This is a genomic window from Pantoea sp. B65 (assembly GCF_047308185.1).
Classification (GTDB): Bacteria; Pseudomonadota; Gammaproteobacteria; order Enterobacterales; family Enterobacteriaceae; genus Erwinia.
Genome location: NZ_JAHXPU010000039.1, coordinates 166,297 through 182,529, shown reverse-complemented (window position 1 = coordinate 182,529; position 16,233 = coordinate 166,297). Strand labels below are relative to the sequence as shown.

The window sequence follows — 16,233 nt, the reverse complement described above, 5'->3', positions numbered from 1 at the left end:
TGAGAAAAACAGAGGCAGGTTTTTACCGATCACACCCGGGTTAATCGGCATGTGGTTCTGGCGTTTTTCTGGCAGATTGCAGTTCTGTTGTTAATTGTGGTCGCACTGGCACAGCAAGACGCGACCTTCAGTAACCTTGTAACACGCTAACCGGCGCCACTCGATCCGCGGGTTCCCAACCGCCAGGCATCACCTTTCGCCCGTTTCTCACCTTACTGAATCACTCGCAGTCCGTCAGACTGCGGCTACAACGTGATCTCTGCCGCAAAATCTACGCATTGAACTTGTATGGTAGTATTAAGGCGCGTAATTTTTCATCATCAAATGCAGTGATAAGGTTATTGAGATGAAAATTGTTAACGCAGAAGTGTTCGTTACCTGCCCCGGCAGGAACTTTGTTACGGTAAAGATCACCACCGATGAAGGATTAACCGGCATCGGCGATGCCACGCTGAATGGCCGTGAGCTGCCGGTGGCCTCGTATTTAAAAGATCACCTGTGTCCGCAACTGATTGGTCGCGATGCGCATCAGATCGAAGATATCTGGCAGTTTTTCTATAAAGGCGCCTACTGGCGTCGCGGTCCGGTCACCATGTCGGCGATCTCCGCGGTGGATATGGCACTGTGGGATATCAAAGGCAAAGCCGCCAATATGCCGCTGTACCAGCTGCTGGGGGGCGCATCGCGCACTGGCGTGATGGTTTATTGCCATACCACCGGCCACACCATTGATGAAGTCATGGACGACTACGCCCGCCACAAAGAGATGGGCTTTAAAGCCATTCGCGCCCAGTGCGGCGTTCCCGGCATGAAAACCACCTACGGTATGGCCAAGGGCAAAGGCCTGGCCTACGAACCGGCTACCAAAGGTAACTGGCCGGAAGAGCAGTTGTGGTCGACAGAAAAGTACCTCGATTTTACGCCAAAACTGTTTGCGGCTATCCGCGATAAGTTCGGCTTCGACGAACATCTGCTGCACGATATGCACCACCGCCTGACGCCGATTGAAGCGGCGCGTTTCGGTAAAAGCATCGAAGATTACCGCCTGTTCTGGATGGAAGATCCAACGCCAGCGGAAAATCAGGAAAGCTTCCGCCTGATTCGCCAGCATACCGTGACGCCAATTGCGGTTGGCGAAGTATTTAACAGCATCTGGGACTGCAAGCAGCTGATTGAAGAGCAGCTGATTGACTATATCCGCACCACCATCACCCACGCAGGCGGCATTACCGGCATGCGCCGCATCGCCGATTTTGCTTCGCTGTATCAGGTTCGCACCGGTTCACACGGCCCTTCCGATCTGTCGCCGATCTGCATGGCGGCGGCGCTGCATTTCGACCTCTGGGTGCCGAATTTCGGCGTACAGGAATATATGGGCTACTCCGCCCAGATGATGGAAGTGTTTAAACATAGCTGGAGCTTTGATAACGGCTATATGCATCCGGGCGATAAACCGGGTCTCGGTATTGAGTTCGACGAGAAGCTGGCAGCCCGATATCCCTATGAACCTGCGTATCTGCCGGTCGCACGCCTCGAAGATGGCACCCTGTGGAACTGGTAAGGAATCGAAAATGAATAGCGTGGTTATTGAACGTCCCGGCAATTTAAGCCTGGAAAAACGCGAGATCCCTCAACCTGCCGCTGGCGAAGTGCGGGTAAAGGTACGTTATGCCAGCATCTGCGGTTCCGATGTGCATATCTGGCACGGTCACAATCCGTTTGCCCGCTACCCGCGGGTTATTGGTCACGAATTCTTTGGCATTATCGATGCGGTGGGCGCCGCAGTTGATCCGGCGCGCCTGGGTGAACGTGTGGCGGTGGATCCGGTTGTCAGCTGCGGGCACTGCTACCCCTGCTCCGTCGGGCGTCCCAATGTCTGCAGCGAGTTGCAGGTCATCGGCGTCCATCGTGACGGTGGCTTTAGCGAATATGCGCTGGCGCCGGCAGCTAATGCCTATACGCTGCCGGCCAGCATTCCCGACACGCTGGCCAGCCTGGTGGAACCTTTTACCATCGCCGCCAATATCACCGCATTCCTGCAACCTGCCGCCAGGGACATTGCGCTGATTTACGGCGCCGGCCCGATGGGGATGACGGCAATTCAGGTGCTGAAAGGCGTCTATGGCGTACAGCAAGTGATTGTCGTCGATCGTCTGCCGGAGCGCCTGGCGCTGGCAAAACAGAGCGGCGCCGACCTGCTGCTGGACAACAGCGAGCTGCCGCTGGCGGCGCAGCTGAATGGCGTACAGCCGACGCTGATCATTGATGCCGCCTGCCACCCGGCGATCTTAGCCGAAGCGGTAGCGCTGGCATCCCCTGCGGCGCGTATTGGTCTGCTCGGTTTTTCCGGCGAACCCTGCACGCTGACCCAGCAAAGCCTGACCAGTAAAGAGCTGTCACTGTTTACCTCCCGACTGAACAGTAAGCGGTTTCCGCAGGTAATTAGCTGGATGGAACAGGGCCTGATTCATCCGGAGAAACTGGTGACCCATACCTTTGCCCTCAGGGATGTCGAACAGGCGATGACCCTGTTTGAGAAACAACCACGTGTCTGCTGCAAAGTGATCTTAAAAGTGGATTGATGGTTTATCGCGCGAGCTCTCAGTCTCGCGACCATATCGGGCCAGCAACTGCTGGTCCGCACCGGGAATGCTGTACCTACACCATATAACCTCTGTCCCCAGGGCAGAGATAATAATTATTTCGGAGTCATTATGTTCAAGAACCTGCGCTGGACGATCGTACTTCTGCTGTTCCTGGTCTACATGATTAACTACCTCGATCGTGTTGCCCTTTCACTGACCGTGCCGATGATTGAAAAAGACCTGATGCTGAATGCTGAGCAGTTCGGCATGATTTTCGGCAGCTTCTTTTTTGGCTATGCCATATTTAACTTTATCGGCGGCCTCGCTACCGATAAATTTGGCCCGACGCTGGTGCTCGGCGTGGCGGTCGGACTGTGGTCGCTGTTCTGCGGCATGACGGCGATTGCCACCGGCTTCTGGTCGATGCTAATCCTGCGCGTCCTGTTCGGTATGGCCGAGGGACCCATTTGCGCCTCGGCCAATAAAGCCATTAACGGCTGGTTCCCGAAAAAACAGGCCGCCACCGCGATGGGCTTCCTGAGTGCCGGTTCGCCTCTGGGCGGCGCGGTAGCCGGTCCGATTATTGGCTATCTGGCGATCTCCTTCGGCTGGCGTCCGGCATTTATGATTATCTGCTGTATCGGCATCGTCTGGATGGTCGGCTGGTTCCTGATCTCGGCGGATAACCCGGCAAAAAGTAAGCATGTCTCCGCCGATGAGCGCACGCTGATCGAAAAACTGAAGCAGGAGCAGATTAGCGCTGAAGAGGATCTGGCCCAGGCGGCACACGGCCTTGGTTACTACCTGCGTCAGCCAATCATTCTGGTGACCGCCTTCGCCTTCTTCTGCTACAACTATATTCTGTTCTTCTTCCTTAGCTGGTTTCCGGCTTATCTGGTGCAGGCGCATGGACTCAACATTAAAGCGATGAGCATTACCACCATGATCCCGTGGATTGTCGGCTTTGTCGGTCTGGCGCTGGGCGGCCTGATCTCCGATAAAATCTTTAAGCTCACAGGTAAACTCCTGCTGTCGAGAAAAATTGTGCTGGTGGTCTCGTTACTGGCGGCAGCAATTTGTGTCGCGCTGGCCGGTACGGTAAAAGATGTCACCTCCGCCGTGCTGCTGATGTCGGTATCGATCTTCTTTCTGTATATCACCGGCGCCATTTACTGGGCGATTATTCAGGATGTGGTACACAAAAGCCGGGTCGGCGGCATCAGTGGCTTTATCCATCTGATCGGCAGCCTGTCCGGTATTATTGGTCCGATCGCTACCGGCTATATTGTGCAGAACACCGGTAAATTCGACAGCGCCTTTGTGCTGGCGGGTGTGGTTGCCGCCCTGGGCGCCTTGCTGGTACTGTTTTTGATTAAAAGCCCGAAGACCAGCGGTGACGCGGTTTCGGTCTGATGATTCAGGGCGCGTTCCGCGCCCTTCTCTCTACAAGGATTGACTATGTTAGTCGTCGAACAGCTTCCGCCAGACGTCCGGCTCCCCGATTACGACCGCTGCCGTCTGCGCACCCGCATGGTACATATTGGTTTTGGCGCCTTCCATCGCGCTCATCAGGCACTGTGCAGTGATAAACTCGCCAGCGATCACGGCAGCGACTGGGGTTACTGTGAAGTCAATCTCAACAGCGGCGAACTGATCGCGGTATTACGGGCGCAATCGCTGCTGTATACGGTGACAGAAATGGCGGATGACAGCCTGTCGACCCGGGTGATCGGCGTGGTTAACGCCGCCCTGCACGGGCAGAGCGACGGCATTGAGGCGGTGATTGAAGCCATGAGTCAGCCGGATGTGGCTATCGTATCAATGACGGTAACCGAAAAAGGTTACTGCCACCATCCGGCCAGCGGCGAACTGAATCTGCAGCATCCGTCGATTCAGCACGACCTTGCCCATCCGGACGCGCCGCAATCCGTGCCGGGGGTGATTCTGGCGGCAATTAAACGGCGTCAGCAGCGCGGCCTGGCGCCGTTTAGCGTGATGTCCTGCGACAATATGCCGGGAAATGGCCATGTTACCCGACAGGTAATTGTGCAGCTTGCCCGCCAGCAGGACAGCGCGCTGGCGGAGTATATCACCCGCCATCTCAGCTTCCCGTCCACCATGGTCGACCGCATAGTGCCGGCGATGACGCCAGAAACCCTCGCGACCCTCAGCGACAAACTGGGCTGCCGTGATGAGGCTGGCGTAGTCTGTGAACCCTTCTTTCAGTGGGTTATCGAAGATAACTTTGTCAGCGGGCGTCCGGCGTGGGAGAACGCCGGGGCCGAGCTGGTAGACGATGTTCTGCCGTTTGAAGAGATGAAATTACGCATGCTAAACGGCAGCCACTCATTTCTCGCCTATCTCGGCTATCTTGGCGGTTACCAGCATATCAGTGACTGCATGGCTGATGACCACTACCTGATTGCCGCCCGTCAGCTGATGCTGGCAGAGCAGGCGCCGACACTGCGTACCCACGATGTCGATTTGACGGCCTACGCCGATTCGCTGATCGCACGTTACCAGAACCGCGCCATCAGGCATCGCACTTATCAGATTGCCACCGATGGCAGTCAGAAACTGCCGCAGCGCTGGCTCGACAGTATTCGCTGGCATCTGAAAAACGGCAGCCGTTTTGATCTGCTGGCGCTCGGCGTAGCGGGCTGGATGCGCTATGTTGGTGGCGTTGATGAACAAGGCGCGACGATTGTGATTAACGATCCGTTAAAAGATGAGTTAGCGCGCTGCGTTGCCGCCACGGCGGAAGGCGCCGAACGCGTTACGGCGTTACTGTCGATACGGGCGATTTTTGGTGACGATCTCGCGGCGCAGCCGCAACTGGTGGCACGCGTAACCGACTTCCTGCAACAGCTGCAAACGCTGGGCGCCAGAGAGACGGTAAAACAGCTGATGGCTCACTATTAACCGCTGAAGCATTCAGGTTGCAGAACGTCACCTGCAGCCTGAAGCCGGGGGGCTATAAAAGGGCTGGCGCTGGCGCAACGGGCTGTTTAGACTGAAAGCTTTCCAGCAAGGTTGACCTGTGTGTTAGCCGCAAAAAGGATGTTGCTGAATGTCAATCACTTACACCATAACTGCCAGCGAACCGGTGAATCAGCAGATCTACCGCTTTTTGCGTCAGGATATCGTCACCTGCGTGATCCATCCTGGCGCATTACTGTCGGAGAAAGAGGTTTCCAGCCGGTTTAACGTGTCACGCCAACCGGTGCGGGAAGCTTTTATTAAACTGGCCGAAGCCGGACTGGTTCAGGTGCTGCCACAACGCGGTACCTTTGTACGTAAAATATCTGCCCGTCGCGTTGCCGATGGCCGTTTTATTCGCGAAGCAGTGGAAGTAGCCGTGGTTCGCCGCGCGGCGCTGGAAGCCACACCTGCGGCGCTGGACGAGCTGGAGCATAATTTACAGCTGCAACAACTGGCCGCGCAGCGTCATGACAGCCAGGCGTTTTTACTGCTGGATGATGAATTTCACCGGCTGATTGCGCAAAGCATTCAGTGTGAACTGGCGTGGGAAACAGTAGAAAACATTAAAGCGGCCATGGACCGGGTGCGTTTCCTCACCCTGAGCGAAGTGTCACCGCCAGAAAAGTTAATTGAGCAACACCGGCAGATTTATCAGGCGATTATCGATCGCGATGCTGATGCCGCTGAACGCGCCCTGCGCCGTCATCTGCAGGAGATGATCTTCTCCATTACCCCGATTGCCGAGCAGAATAGCGACTGGTTTGAGCAGACGTAAATTATGCAACGTCGCTGCAAACCATTGGCACGGGCGGCATAAATGCCGTCATCACGCCGCTGCAAACCATTGGCACGGGCGGCATTAATGCCGTCATCACGCCGCTGCAAACCATTGGCACGGGCGGCATTAATGCCGCCCCTACGGGGGGGAACAGCTGAAATTCAGGCGATGGTAACGTCTTTCGACAGATACACATCCTGCACGGAATTAATCAGCGCGACGCCCTCTTTCATCGATTTCTTAAACGCCTTACGCCCGAGAATCAGCCCCATACCACCAGCACGTTTATTGATCACCGCGGTACGTACTGATTCGGCAATATCGGTATCGCCGGCAGCAGCCCCGCCGGAGTTAATCAAACCGGCACGCCCCATATAGCAGTTGGCCAGCTGATAGCGCACCAGATCAATCGGGTTTTCACTGGTCAGTTTGCTGTAGACGCGCTCATCGGTATAACCGAATTTCACTGCCTGATAGCCGCCATTATTTTCGGCCATTTTCTGCTTAACGATATCAGCGCCAATGGTGGCCGCCAGATGGTTTGCCTGGCCGGTCAGATCGGCGCTGGCATGATAATCGGTACCGTCTTTTTTAAAGGCGTTATTACGCAGATAGGCCCAGAGTACCGTCACCATTCCCAGCTCATGGGCGCGTTCGAAGGCGGCGGAAATCTCTTCAATCTGACGGCGCGACTGTTCGGAACCGTAGTAAATCGTGGCGCCGACCGCTACCGCACCGAGGTTAAATGCCTGTTCGACGCTGGCATACAGCGTCTGATCGTACTGGGTCGGATAACTGAGGGTCTCGTTATGGTTCAGTTTCACCATAAACGGAATGCGGTGCGCATAACGCCGGGACACCGATGCCAGCACGCCATAGGTTGAAGCCACACAGTTACAGCCCGCTTCAATCGCCAGCTCGACGATATTCTTCGGATCAAAATAGAGCGGGTTGGCGGCAAATGACGCCGCAGCCGAGTGCTCCACCCCCTGATCCACCGGCAGAATCGACAGATAACCGCTGCCCGCCAGACGGCCGGTGTTATACAGGGTCTGCATATTGCGTAGTACCACAGGAGAACGATTGTTATCGATCATTACCCGATCAACAAAATCCGCGCCTGGCAAATACAGGCTTTCCGCTGGAATGGTCATGCAGCGATGTTGCAGAAGGTGGTCAGCTTCTTTGCCCAATAACTGTACGATGTCCGTCATGTTAGCTCCTGGAAAATGAGTGATGGGCCAAACAGCTTCAGCCTTCAGCCCGACCGCCGGCCTGCGCCGACCTACCACAGCCTGGACCCAATCGCCCCCTTAACGCAAATTGCTGACACCATTTTTCAGAACGATCCGCAGCAAAAAAATCTCATGCAGGCAGTACTGCCTACCACCAGCGATAAAAATGGTGCACCGGGCCAATCCCCTGCCCCACCTCCAGCGAATCCGCATGTTCCAGCGCCCCCTGCAGCCACTGCTTAGCCTCATCCACCGTGGCGGACCAGCTATCATGGCGCGGGCGCAGTGCCGCCAGCGCTGCCGACAGGCTGCACCCGGTGCCATGGGTATGGCGGGTCGGCACGCGCGGGGCGCTAAAGCGCTGCTCATACTGGCGGGTAAACAGCCAGTCCGGGCTCTCCTGCTCAGACAGATGACCGCCCTTAATCAGTACCGCCTGGCAGCCCAGATCTAACAACGCGCGCCCCTGCGCGCACATCTCCCGTTCATTGCGCGCCGGCGGGCAATCCAGCAGCGCCGCCGCTTCCGGTAAATTAGGGGTGATCAGCGATGCCAGAGGCAGCAGGCGCTGGCGCAAGGTTTCAATCGCCATCACTGATAGCAGAGGATCGCCACTTTTAGCCAGCATCACCGTATCGAGCACCAGCCATGGCAGCGCCGCCTGGCGTAAACGCCCGGCGACGACTTCCACAATATCGCTATCCGCCAGCATACCGATTTTGGCGCTATCGATACGCACATCCGACAGTACCGAGTCGAGCTGTGCCGCGACGAACTCCGCGTCGATACGGTACAGCGACTGCACGCCACGGGTATTCTGCGCCACCAGTGCGGTGATCACGCTGGCGCCATAGGCGCCCAGCGCGGAAAACGCCTTTAAATCAGCCTGAATACCGGCGCCACCGCTGGGGTCGGTGCCGGCGATGGTTAAAGCATTAATTCGTTTCATTGCAGCGCCTCCGCATCCAGTTGCCAGAGGGCGTCGAGGAAGGCAGGAATAAAACTCCCCGGCCCGCTGGCCGTGGCGGTCGCGCGTTCACCGGCGCAGGAGATCACCCGGCAGGCACTGGCGATATGCTGCAGGCTATCGCCAGGCAGCGCGGCAAAAGCCGCCACCACCGCCGAAAGCGCACAGCCGGTTCCCACCACCCGCGTCATCAGCGCCGAACCGCCGGGCACCGCCAGCGTACGCTCACCGTCGGTGACATAGTCGACCACTCCGGTTACCGCGACGACCGCACCGCTGCTGCGCGCCAGCTGTTGCGCCGCGCTCAGCGCCGCAGCGGAATCGTGTAAGCTATCGACGCCGCGCCCCTGGCCGACCTGCTGCGCCAGCGCCAGAATTTCTGAAGCATTAGCGCGAATGGCACGCGGACGCTGCAGCAGCAGCGCCTGACAAAATTCGCTACGAAAGCGCAGGCCGCCGACGGCGACCGGATCCAGCGTCCAGGGTTTCTGCGCCTGCACAGCGGCGTCAATTGCCGCGCGCATCGCGCTGGCGCGATCGCGGGTTAGCGTACCGACATTGATTAACAACGCATCGGCGATAGCGCTAAACTGCGCCGCTTCCTCAGCATCGATCACCATCGCAGGCGACGCGCCAAGCGCCAGTAGCACGTTAGCAGTAAAGGTTTGCACCACATCGTTGGTCATACAGTGCACCAGCGGCGCATGCTGACGAAACAGAGCGAGGGATTCGGCGACAATGGCGCCAGAAACCGGGTCAGGTTGATAATTCATATACAACTCCCAACCGGCGATCAAGAAGGCGATGCGCTCAGGCATCTGACTTCCCTCCGCTGGCATTATCCAGTTCAGGTTCAACGGGTGTATCTCAGCCGGTTCGGTGAAAAGAAACGGCACCCCGAGTCAAGTTCTTACTCCGCCAGCATAAGGAAGCGACCAGATTTACGCAAGCGTTAGCCTGACCCTGGCGTCGGTTCGATTACGCGAGGAAGTTGTGCCTAATTTCGTTGTTGCTATCGCGCCAGGTAAATAATTCAAAATATTTCTTCGAACGCCATGCATTGATTCTTATTAATCGTTGTGATAATTAACATTAAAACGCCATCAGGGTTAATTTAAATATTCATAATTATCAATAGATTAAAATTATATTTTTCATATATCAATTATTAACAGACCCTCAACGGCTGGCAAATGCGCGAGAATAAATAGTTATTGAGAGCGACTCTCATTTCAATAGTAAATATTGAGAAAATAAAAAAATATGCATAAATCATCACATTTATTACATCGGTAGTAATAAAACTAAAATAACCAGCCTGTTCCGCCAATATTTGATAAAGATCAAGCTTGTTAAATTAATTTCCTCCCTACTATATCCACTCTTTATTCCTTGTCGTATCAGTCATCGTTCAGGTTGCAGGTGGATTGGCTACGTTAATCTCCTCCAGTCACTTACTGTCGTAAGCGCTCTGAGGGCGTCCGGTAGTCATCCTGCTGCTCTTCACGTTCAATTTGGCAAGACTGACTCCGGATATGGGAGAATAATAAAAATGACTGGGGAAAATACCATCCTTTCCCATCATGGCATTAATCGCCGTGATTTTATGAAGCTATGTGCCGCACTTGCCGCATCAATGGGGCTGGCGAACAGCGCAGCCGCCGAGCTCGCCAGCGCCATCAGTTCGCCACAGCGCCCGCCGGTAGTGTGGATTGGCGCGCAGGAGTGCACCGGCTGTACCGAGTCGTTGTTGCGCGCAACCCACCCGACGATTGAAAACCTGTTGTTGAATACCATTTCGCTTGAGTATCACGAAGTGCTGTCAGCAGCATTTGGCGAACAGGCGGAAGAAAACAAACACCGGGCGATAAGGCAATACCAGGGGAAATATATCCTGGTGGTGGATGGATCTATTCCGCTCAAAGATGGCGGCGTGTACTGCATGATAGCCGGCAAACCGATTGTCGAGCATATTCGTGAAGTGGCGGAACACGCGGCGGTGATTATCGCCATCGGTTCCTGCTCTTCCTGGGGCGGCGTCGCGGCCGCAGGCAGCAACCCGACGGGCGCAGTAAGTCTGCAGGAAGCATTACCGGGAAAAAAAGTGATCAATATTCCCGGCTGTCCGCCGAACCCGCACAACTTTCTGGCCACTGTCGCCCATATTATTGCCTGGCAGCGACCACCAACACTGGATGCGCTGGGACGCCCTACCTTTGCCTATGGCCGTTTGATTCACGAAAACTGCGAACGCCGTCCACATTTCGACGCTGGCCGTTTTGCCAAAGAATTTGGCGATGAAGGCCATCGTCAGGGCTGGTGTCTCTATCATCTGGGATGCAAGGGGCCGGAAACCTATGGCAACTGTCCGACGCTCCAGTTTTGCGACATCGGCGGCGGTATCTGGCCGGTCGGCATCGGGCATCCCTGCTATGGCTGCAACGAGCAGGGCGTGGGCTTCAAAAAAGGTATCTCACAGCTGGCGAATGTGGCAAACCCTACCCCACGCACAGAAAAACCCGCCGTGCATGCCCGCGAGGGCGGCCAGGTTTCCGCCACTGCGGTTGGGTTAATTGGCGGCGTACTGGGCGTGGTCGGCGGCGTCAGCCTGATGGCGGTGCGGGAATTGGGCCGTCAGCAAAAACAGGGACGGCAGGATGCCGACAGCGCATCCCGGGAGGATTAAGCCGTGAACAGACGCCATTTTCTGAAGCTGGCTTCCGCCAGCGCAGTATTAGCGGGAGCACCACGGCCAGGCCATGCGGCGGCGGCCAATAAGCCGCCGATCCCCGGTTCGTTAGGAATGCTGTATGACTCGACGCTGTGCGTCGGCTGCCAGGCGTGCGTTTCCGCCTGTCAGCAGGTCAACAAACTGGCCTATAACCCGCAGAGTAAAATCTATGCCGGGGGCAGTAGTACCTGGTCCAACAACGACAAGTTAAGCCCCTACAGCAACAATATCATCCAGGTCTGGAGCACGGGCAGCGGTCAGAACAAAGATCGGGACAATAACGGTTACGCCTATATCAAAAAGCAGTGCATGCACTGTGTCGATCCTAACTGTGTGTCCGTTTGTCCGGTCGGCGCGTTGAAAAAAGATGCGAAAACCGGCGTGGTGCATTATGACGCCAGTGTCTGCACCGGTTGCCGTTATTGCATGGTGGCCTGCCCCTTCGATGTCCCCAAATACGATTACGAAAACCCGACCGGTAAGATCCATAAATGCGAGTTGTGTAATCAGCAGGGACTGGAACGTCTGGATAAAGGCGGCCTGCCCGGTTGTGTCGAAGTCTGCCCAACCGGCGCAGTGATTTTCGGCACCCGTGAAGCGCTGCTCAGCGAAGCCAGACATCGCCTGACGCTAAAAGCGGGTGATGAATATCGCTATCCACGCCAGACGCTGGCTGCCGGTGACACCAGTCTGCATACGGTGCCCCGCTACGATCGCTACGTTTATGGCGAAAAAGAAGGCGGTGGTACCCAGGTACTGGTACTGGCCAGCGTCCCCTATCAGAACCTCGATCTGCCGCAACTGGATGCGCTTGCCACCGGGGAGCGTTCCGAACATGTCCAGCACACCATCTATAAAGGGATGGTACTGCCGCTGGCGGTATTAGCCGGCCTGTCGGCGCTGGTTCATCGCCATACCCGCGACGAACGTAAAACGGATGAGAAATCTCACCCTGAACCACATCAGGAGAACCCTCGTGACGATACATAAAGCCAGTCCGCTTGGCGGGCGGCTGGCCAGCTGGCCAGTGCTGCTGCTGGCGCCGTTAGTGGTCATCTGTGCGGTATTGATTCTGCGGCGGCTGCTATTTGGCATCGGCGCGGTGGCGGCTTTAAACGGCGGCTATCCATGGGGGCTGTGGATCGCTTTTGACCTGCTGGTCGGCACCGGGTTTGCCTGTGGCGGCTGGGCACTGGCCTGGGCGGTGTATGTTTTCAATCGTGGTGAATACCACCCGCTGGTCAGGCCGGCGCTGCTGGCGAGTCTGTTCGGCTACTCGCTCGGCGGACTGTCGATCACCATTGACGTTGGCCGTTACTGGAATCTGCCGTACTTCTATATCCCCGGTTTTTTTAATACCTCCTCGGTGCTGTTTGAAACCGCAGTTTGTATGACCATTTACATTGGGGTGATGGCGCTGGAATTTTTGCCGGTGCTGTTCGAACGCCTCGGCTGGCAGGTCGCGCTGAAACGGCTTAACAAAGTGATGTTTTTTATTATTTCACTGGGCGCGCTACTGCCAACGATGCACCAGTCCTCAATGGGATCGCTGATGATTGCCGCGGGATACAAAGTGCACCCGCTCTGGCAAAGCTATGAGTTGCTGCCGCTGCTTTCGCTGCTGACGGCTTTCATTATGGGATTTTCGATCGTGACGTTTGAAGGCGCGCTGGTGCAGGCGGGATTAAGGGGACGCGGCGCCGATGAAAGGCCCTTGTTTACCCGGCTGAGCCGCATCACTGAAGTGCTGCTGGTGCTGTTCCTGGCCGTACGCTTCGGCGAAATTCTCTGGCAGCACAAAACCAGCTACCTGTTTAACGGCGATCGCTTTGCGATCATGTTCTGGTGTGAAACCGCCCTGATGGCGTTGCCGCTGTTACTGTTGCGCTTACCTGGCGCCCGCCAGGATGCACGCTATCTGTTTCTTGGCGGGCTTAGCATGCTGTCTGGCGCGGCGCTATGGCGCCTGAGTTATTCGCTGCTGGCATTCAATCCGGGCGGGGGTTACCACTACTTCCCGGCAACCCAGGAAGTGCTGATCTCCATCGGCTTTGTCGCCATTGAAGTCTGTGCATACCTGTTGTTAATACGGCTATTGCCGGTTCTTCCCGCGCTGCAAGGCGTTCATCAGCATTATCAGGCCGAGGTAGAGCATGAGCCAACGCATCACCATTGATCCTATTACTCGCATTGAAGGGCACCTGCGTATTGATTGCGAAATTGAGCACGGGAAAGTGACGAAAGCCTGGTCCTCCGGGACAATGTGGCGTGGAATGGAAGAGATCGTTAAAGGCCAGGATCCGCGCGATGCATGGATGATTGTGCAACGTATCTGTGGGGTATGTACCACCGTGCACGCGATTGCGTCGGTACGGGCGGTAGAGAATGCGCTGGAGCTGAACGTGCCGGTTAATGCACAGTACATTCGCAATCTGATTCTGGCAGCCCACAGCATTCATGACCATATCGTCCACTTTTATCAGTTATCGGCGCTGGACTGGGTGGATATCACCTCCGCCCTGCAGGCCGATCCGAACAAGGCGGAAGCACTGCTGAAAGGGGTGTCGGACTGGCCGCTGAATAGCGCCGCCGAGTTCGCCAGGGTGCAGCAAAAGATCCGGGATCTGGTTGCCAGCGGGCAAATGGGGATCTTTGCTAACGGCTATTGGGGACATCCTGCCATGGCGCTGCCGCCGGAAGTGAACCTGATCGCTGTCGCCCACTATCTGCAGGCGCTGGAGTGTCAGCGTGATGCTAACCGTATCGTAGCCATCCTCGGCGGGAAATCGCCGCACATTCAGAATCTGGCGGTAGGCGGCGTGGCAAATCCGATCAATCTGGACTCGCCAGGCGTACTGAACCTGGAGCGCCTGACGTATCTGAAGTCTTTTATCGATCGGCTGGGGGATTTTATTGAGCAGGTCTATAAAGTGGATTGCGCAGTCATCGCCGCCTGGTATCCGCAATGGCTGAGCCTCGGCAAAGGCGCCGATCACTATTTAAGCGTCCCTGAATTACCTACCGACAACCAGGGCGGCAGTTTTCTGCTGGCAGGCGGCTACCTGGAAAACGGCGATGCCGCTACCTACCGCCCGATCACCAGCCATAGCGATAAGTTTTTGATCAACGGCATCACCGAGAGCGGCAAACACGCCTGGTATCAGGATGATGAGCCGCTGGCGCCGTGGGAAGGTCTGACACGTCCCAACTATACCGGCTGGCAGGAAGACGGTAAGTATTCCTGGGTGAAAGCCCCGACCTTTTACGGCAAAACCGTTGAGGTCGGTCCGCTGGCCTGGATGCTATGTGGCCTGGCCGCCGGGCATAAACAGACGGAGACGCACTATGCGCAGGTGGCCGGGCTGTATAAAACCCTCACCGGCAAGGTGCTGGAGCAGCGAAACCTGCACTCTACTCTGGGACGTGTCATTGGTCGTACGGTGCATTGCTGTGTACTAAAGGATACCCTGGCGCAGCAGTGGCAGGCGCTGGTCACCAACATCGGCAACGGCGACCATCAGACATTTATCAAACCGGATCTGTCGCCGGACACCGAGTTCCGCGGTGTGGGCTTCGGCGAAATGCCGCGCGGCATGTTGTCGCACTGGATTGTGTTCAGAAACGGTAAGATCACTAACTATCAGGCGGTTGTCCCTTCCACCTGGACATCAGCTCCACGCAACTTTGCCGGGCAACCCGGGCCATATGAACGCTCGCTGGTCGGCACCCCGGTCGCCGATGCGCAGAAACCGCTGGAGGTGGTACGCACCATTCACTCCTTCGATCCTTGTATGTCTTGTGCCGTGCATGTGGTTGACACAGTGAACGGCGGCGAAGTGACCAGAGTGAAAGTGTTGTAGCCAATGAGGTACCGTCATGAATATTTTGCTGTTAGGGATTGGCAACCTGTTGCTCAGTGACGAAGCGGTGGGGGTACGCGTTATCGAAACATTGCAGCGGCATTACGTCTTTACGCCGCAGATCGAGATTGTCGACGGTGGCACCGCCGGGATGGAGTTACTTGAAACCATGGCCGATCGCGACCATATCATCGTCGCCGATGCGGTGCTGACCGGCAGCGAACCCGGCACAGTGACGGTACTGCGCAATGAACAGGTGCCGGCATTGTTTACGCGTAAGCTATCCCCGCACCAGTTAGGGCTGGCGGATGTGCTGATGGCGCTGCATTTGACCGATGAATTTCCTCAGCAGCTTACGCTGGTCGGAATTGAACCCCAGTCGCTGGCGCCAGCGATTGCGTTAAGCGCCTGCGTACAGCAGGCGCTGGCGCCGGCAGTGGCGCAAATTATTGCGCTGCTGCGTACCAGCGGAATTGTGGTGCGCGAGAAAACGCCGCAGGAAAATGCCGTCAGTCTGGCGGGCGACTTAGCGGCGCCGCTGGCGTTAAATATGGCGAACTGGCGATGAACGACAGCGTATCGGTGGCCTCATCCGCCCCTGACGCCACCGCAGAAGTGGCCGGGTTTAGCGTCTCGCCCGCTGGCTGGCTGGAGGCGGCATTCAGTCGCGTAGCCCGTAATCAGATGTGTGAATTACCGTTTTATCGCGCCGGCATTCAGGTTCAGGCCTGCGGTTTTACCCTGTTTGAGCAGCAGTGGGTTGGCTGTTTGCTGACGCCATGGACCCTAAGTCTGCTGGTATTGCCTGGCCCGGGACAGATATGGCGACCACAGATGCCGGGAGAGCGACTGGCGCTGCAACTGCCATGCGGTAACGTCACCTTTTTGTCTGGCGAAATCGCTGACGACAGTGGCAACGCACGGCAATACCTCTCCTGCTCGCTTATGTCGCCGCTTGATAGCAGCCTGACACCCGCGCAGGCGGTAACATTAGCGCAGCAAAGCGCACGTATGGCCTTGTCGTTGCCGGTATTAAATACCGATCATCCCACGGATCTCAGCCGTCGCGAACTGTTCCGGCGCAGGAGCGAGTAG

General features: G+C 56.4%; 14 protein-coding genes and 1 riboswitch. Of the genes, 11 read left to right on the top strand and 3 right to left on the bottom strand.

Annotated features, from left to right (window positions below; genetic code table 11):
- Nucleotides 1-346: 346 nt before the first annotated feature.
- The 5 genes from manD to JWF83_RS19125 all read left to right on the top strand — a co-directional run bounded on the left by manD (nt 347) and on the right by JWF83_RS19125 (nt 6,342).
- Nucleotides 347-1,561: a D-mannonate dehydratase ManD gene (gene manD / locus JWF83_RS19145; RefSeq protein WP_413651999.1), complete on the top strand. Its 1,215-nt coding sequence runs from the start codon at nt 347-349 to the stop codon at nt 1,559-1,561.
- Between the two features lie 10 nt (nt 1,562-1,571).
- Entirely contained in the window at nt 1,572-2,582 is a 1,011-nt protein-coding gene (locus JWF83_RS19140; protein WP_413651998.1) for a Zn-dependent oxidoreductase, read from the top strand.
- A gap of 132 nt (nt 2,583-2,714) precedes the next feature.
- Nucleotides 2,715-3,998: an MFS transporter gene (locus tag JWF83_RS19135; RefSeq protein WP_413651997.1), complete on the top strand. Its 1,284-nt coding sequence runs from the start codon at nt 2,715-2,717 to the stop codon at nt 3,996-3,998.
- 45 nt (nt 3,999-4,043) lie between these two features.
- A complete protein-coding gene (locus JWF83_RS19130) occupies nt 4,044-5,507 on the top strand; it encodes a mannitol dehydrogenase family protein (protein WP_413651996.1) in 1,464 nt (487 codons plus the stop codon).
- Between the two features lie 148 nt (nt 5,508-5,655).
- Nucleotides 5,656-6,342 carry a GntR family transcriptional regulator gene (locus tag JWF83_RS19125; RefSeq protein ID WP_413651995.1) on the top strand — a complete coding sequence of 229 codons (687 nt, stop codon included), beginning with the start codon at nt 5,656-5,658 and terminating at the stop codon, nt 6,340-6,342.
- 164 nt (nt 6,343-6,506) lie between these two features.
- Here the strand turns inward: JWF83_RS19125 and fbaB are convergent, their stop codons facing one another.
- From fbaB to thiM, 3 genes are all read right to left on the bottom strand, one after another.
- Nucleotides 6,507-7,559, bottom strand: a complete 1,053-nt coding sequence (gene fbaB, locus JWF83_RS19120; RefSeq protein ID WP_413651994.1) for a class I fructose-bisphosphate aldolase — start codon at nt 7,557-7,559, stop codon at nt 6,507-6,509.
- Between the two features lie 169 nt (nt 7,560-7,728).
- Entirely contained in the window at nt 7,729-8,529 is an 801-nt protein-coding gene (gene thiD / locus JWF83_RS19115; RefSeq protein WP_413651993.1) for a bifunctional hydroxymethylpyrimidine kinase/phosphomethylpyrimidine kinase, read from the bottom strand.
- Nucleotides 8,526-9,320, bottom strand: a complete 795-nt coding sequence (gene thiM, locus JWF83_RS19110) for a hydroxyethylthiazole kinase (RefSeq protein WP_413652141.1) — start codon at nt 9,318-9,320, stop codon at nt 8,526-8,528. The genes thiD and thiM overlap by 4 nt, the downstream gene beginning before the upstream one ends.
- Nucleotides 9,321-9,354: 34 nt before the next feature.
- Nucleotides 9,355-9,457, bottom strand: a riboswitch (TPP riboswitch).
- 642 nt (nt 9,458-10,099) lie between these two features.
- On the opposite strand from thiM, the gene hybO reads away from it, so the two are divergent.
- The 6 genes from hybO to hybE are packed head-to-tail and all read left to right on the top strand — an operon-like array spanning nt 10,100 to nt 16,233.
- Nucleotides 10,100-11,233 (top strand): hydrogenase 2 small subunit, encoded by a 1,134-nt coding sequence (gene hybO, locus JWF83_RS19105; protein ID WP_413651992.1) that lies wholly within the window; start codon nt 10,100-10,102, stop codon nt 11,231-11,233.
- A 3-nt stretch (nt 11,234-11,236) separates the two neighbouring features.
- Nucleotides 11,237-12,268 (top strand): hydrogenase 2 operon protein HybA, encoded by a 1,032-nt coding sequence (gene hybA / locus JWF83_RS19100; protein ID WP_413651991.1) that lies wholly within the window; start codon nt 11,237-11,239, stop codon nt 12,266-12,268.
- Nucleotides 12,255-13,454, top strand: coding sequence for a Ni/Fe-hydrogenase cytochrome b subunit (gene hybB, locus JWF83_RS19095; protein WP_413651990.1), 1,200 nt, complete (start codon nt 12,255-12,257; stop codon nt 13,452-13,454). Before hybA ends, hybB begins: the two co-directional genes overlap by 14 nt.
- Entirely contained in the window at nt 13,432-15,138 is a 1,707-nt protein-coding gene (gene hybC / locus JWF83_RS19090) for a hydrogenase 2 large subunit (protein ID WP_413651989.1), read from the top strand. The genes hybB and hybC overlap by 23 nt, the downstream gene beginning before the upstream one ends.
- A gap of 16 nt (nt 15,139-15,154) precedes the next feature.
- Nucleotides 15,155-15,706 carry a HyaD/HybD family hydrogenase maturation endopeptidase gene (locus JWF83_RS19085; RefSeq protein WP_413651988.1) on the top strand — a complete coding sequence of 184 codons (552 nt, stop codon included), beginning with the start codon at nt 15,155-15,157 and terminating at the stop codon, nt 15,704-15,706.
- Complete coding sequence (gene hybE / locus JWF83_RS19080; protein ID WP_413651987.1) at nt 15,703-16,233, top strand: hydrogenase-2 assembly chaperone; 531 nt, start codon at nt 15,703-15,705, stop codon at nt 16,231-16,233. Before JWF83_RS19085 ends, hybE begins: the two co-directional genes overlap by 4 nt.